The 3,466-nt window shown below is 51.7% G+C and carries 1 tRNA gene and 2 rRNA genes; all 3 read left to right on the top strand.

Annotated features, from left to right (window positions below):
- The first annotated feature begins 1 nt into the window (after position 1).
- The 3 genes from HU748_RS26090 to rrf all read left to right on the top strand — a co-directional run bounded on the left by HU748_RS26090 (position 2) and on the right by rrf (position 3,440).
- Positions 2 to 77 (top strand) — tRNA-Ala (locus HU748_RS26090).
- 221 nt (positions 78 to 298) lie between these two features.
- A 23S ribosomal RNA gene (locus HU748_RS26085) occupies positions 299 to 3,191 on the top strand.
- Positions 3,192 to 3,324: 133 nt separating this feature from the next.
- A 5S ribosomal RNA gene (rrf, locus tag HU748_RS26080) occupies positions 3,325 to 3,440 on the top strand.
- The last annotated feature ends 26 nt before the right edge of the window (positions 3,441 to 3,466 follow it).

The raw sequence follows: 3,466 nt of genomic DNA, 5'->3' as shown, positions 1-3,466 counted from the left end.
CGGGGCCATAGCTCAGCTGGGAGAGCGCCTGCCTTGCACGCAGGAGGTCAGCGGTTCGATCCCGCTTGGCTCCACCACTTTCTGCGGTACCTTGATCAAACTCAGAAATGAGCATTCGCATCGAATGTTGATTTCTGGCTTTTGTCAGATCGTTCTTTAAAAATTCGGATATGTGATAGAAATAGACTGAATGCCAGTTTCACTGCTGGTAGTTCAGGCTAAGGTAAAATTTGTGAGTTCTCACGAATTTTCGGCGAATGTCGTCTTCACAGTATAACCAGATTGCTTGGGGTTATATGGTCAAGTGAAGAAGCGCATACGGTGGATGCCTTGGCAGTCAGAGGCGATGAAAGACGTGGTAGCCTGCGATAAGCTTTGGGGAGTCGGCAAACAGACTGTGATCCAGAGATCTCTGAATGGGGGAACCCACTCAGCATAAGCTGAGTATCTTGTACTGAATACATAGGTGCAAGAGGCGAACCAGGGGAACTGAAACATCTAAGTACCCTGAGGAAAAGAAATCAACCGAGATTCCCTTAGTAGTGGCGAGCGAACGGGGACCAGCCCTTAAGTTGATTTGAGATTAGTGGAACGCTCTGGAAAGTGCGGCCATAGTGGGTGATAGCCCCGTACACGAAAGTCTCTTTTCAATGAAATCGAGTAGGACGGAGCACGAGAAACTTTGTCTGAACATGGGGGGACCATCCTCCAAGGCTAAATACTACTGACTGACCGATAGTGAACCAGTACCGTGAGGGAAAGGCGAAAAGAACCCCGGAGAGGGGAGTGAAATAGAACCTGAAACCGTATGCGTACAAGCAGTGGGAGCCTACTTTGTTAGGTGACTGCGTACCTTTTGTATAATGGGTCAGCGACTTATATTCAGTGGCGAGCTTAACCGAATAGGGGAGGCGTAGCGAAAGCGAGTCTTAATAGGGCGCTTTAGTCGCTGGGTATAGACCCGAAACCGGGCGATCTATCCATGGGCAGGTTGAAGGTTAGGTAACACTGACTGGAGGACCGAACCGACTACCGTTGAAAAGTTAGCGGATGACCTGTGGATCGGAGTGAAAGGCTAATCAAGCTCGGAGATAGCTGGTTCTCCTCGAAAGCTATTTAGGTAGCGCCTCATGTATCACTGCTGGGGGTAGAGCACTGTTTCGGCTAGGGGGTCATCCCGACTTACCAAACCGATGCAAACTCCGAATACCAGCAAGTGCCGAGCATGGGAGACACACGGCGGGTGCTAACGTCCGTCGTGAAAAGGGAAACAACCCAGACCGTCAGCTAAGGTCCCAAAGTCATGGTTAAGTGGGAAACGATGTGGGAAGGCTTAGACAGCTAGGAGGTTGGCTTAGAAGCAGCCACCCTTTAAAGAAAGCGTAATAGCTCACTAGTCGAGTCGGCCTGCGCGGAAGATGTAACGGGGCTCAAACCATGCACCGAAGCTACGGGTATCACCTCTGGTGATGCGGTAGAGGAGCGTTCTGTAAGCCTGTGAAGGTGAGTTGAGAAGCTTGCTGGAGGTATCAGAAGTGCGAATGCTGACATGAGTAACGACAATGCGAGTGAAAAACTCGCACGCCGAAAGACCAAGGTTTCCTGCGCAACGTTAATCGACGCAGGGTTAGTCGGTCCCTAAGGCGAGGCTGAAAAGCGTAGTCGATGGAAAACAGGTTAATATTCCTGTACTTCCAGTTATTGCGATGGAGGGACGGAGAAGGTTAGGCCAGCCTGGCGTTGGTTGTCCAGGTTTAAGGTGGTAGGCTGAAATCTTAGGCAAATCCGGGATTTCAAGGCCGAGAGCTGATGACGAGCGCTCTTTAGAGTGCGAAGTGGTTGATACCATGCTTCCAAGAAAAGCTCCTAAGCTTCAGATAACTGGGAACCGTACCCCAAACCGACACAGGTGGTTAGGTAGAGAATACCAAGGCGCTTGAGAGAACTCGGGTGAAGGAACTAGGCAAAATGGCACCGTAACTTCGGGAGAAGGTGCGCCGGCGAGGGTGAAGGACTTGCTCCGTAAGCTCATGCCGGTCGAAGATACCAGGCCGCTGCGACTGTTTATTAAAAACACAGCACTCTGCAAACACGAAAGTGGACGTATAGGGTGTGACGCCTGCCCGGTGCCGGAAGGTTAATTGATGGGGTTAGCGCAAGCGAAGCTCTTGATCGAAGCCCCGGTAAACGGCGGCCGTAACTATAACGGTCCTAAGGTAGCGAAATTCCTTGTCGGGTAAGTTCCGACCTGCACGAATGGCGTAACGATGGCGGCGCTGTCTCCACCCGAGACTCAGTGAAATTGAAATCGCTGTGAAGATGCAGTGTATCCGCGGCTAGACGGAAAGACCCCGTGAACCTTTACTATAGCTTTGCACTGGACTTTGAGCTTGCTTGTGTAGGATAGGTGGGAGGCTTTGAAGTGGGGACGCCAGTTCTCATGGAGCCATCCTTGAAATACCACCCTGGCAACCTTGAGGTTCTAACTCAGGTCCGTGATCCGGATCGAGGACAGTGTATGGTGGGTAGTTTGACTGGGGCGGTCTCCTCCCAAAGAGTAACGGAGGAGTACGAAGGTGCGCTCAGACCGGTCGGAAATCGGTCGTAGAGTATAAAGGCAAAAGCGCGCTTGACTGCGAGACACACACGTCGAGCAGGTACGAAAGTAGGTCTTAGTGATCCGGTGGTTCTGTATGGAAGGGCCATCGCTCAACGGATAAAAGGTACTCCGGGGATAACAGGCTGATACCGCCCAAGAGTTCATATCGACGGCGGTGTTTGGCACCTCGATGTCGGCTCATCACATCCTGGGGCTGAAGCCGGTCCCAAGGGTATGGCTGTTCGCCATTTAAAGTGGTACGCGAGCTGGGTTTAGAACGTCGTGAGACAGTTCGGTCCCTATCTGCCGTGGACGTTTGAGATTTGAGAGGGGCTGCTCCTAGTACGAGAGGACCGGAGTGGACGAACCTCTGGTGTTCCGGTTGTCACGCCAGTGGCATTGCCGGGTAGCTATGTTCGGAAGAGATAACCGCTGAAAGCATCTAAGCGGGAAACTTGCCTCAAGATGAGATCTCACTGGGATCTTGAATCCCCTGAAGGGCCGTCGAAGACTACGACGTTGATAGGTTGGGTGTGTAAGCGCTGTGAGGCGTTGAGCTAACCAATACTAATTGCCCGTGAGGCTTGACCATATAACACCCAAGCAATTTGCTGTGCAGATTGCGGTGGTGAAGACGACACGAACCGAAAGTTCGAAGCGACTCACAAAGATCACATATCCGAATTGGCTGGCGTGTCTGCAAAGACGCACTGGCAACCGAATTTCTTGACGACCATAGAGCATTGGAACCACCTGATCCCATCCCGAACTCAGCAGTGAAACGATGCATCGCCGATGGTAGTGTGGGGTTTCCCCATGTGAGAGTAGGTCATCGTCAAGATTCATTTCGCAAAACCCCTATCTGCG

Origin of the sequence: Pseudomonas sp. RW3S2, assembly GCF_014268955.1 — a bacterium.
Taxonomy (GTDB): domain Bacteria; phylum Pseudomonadota; class Gammaproteobacteria; order Pseudomonadales; family Pseudomonadaceae; genus Aquipseudomonas; species Aquipseudomonas wayambapalatensis.
The sequence above is the reverse complement of the archived record's forward strand: the minus strand, read 5'-3'. Positions and strand labels throughout refer to the sequence as shown.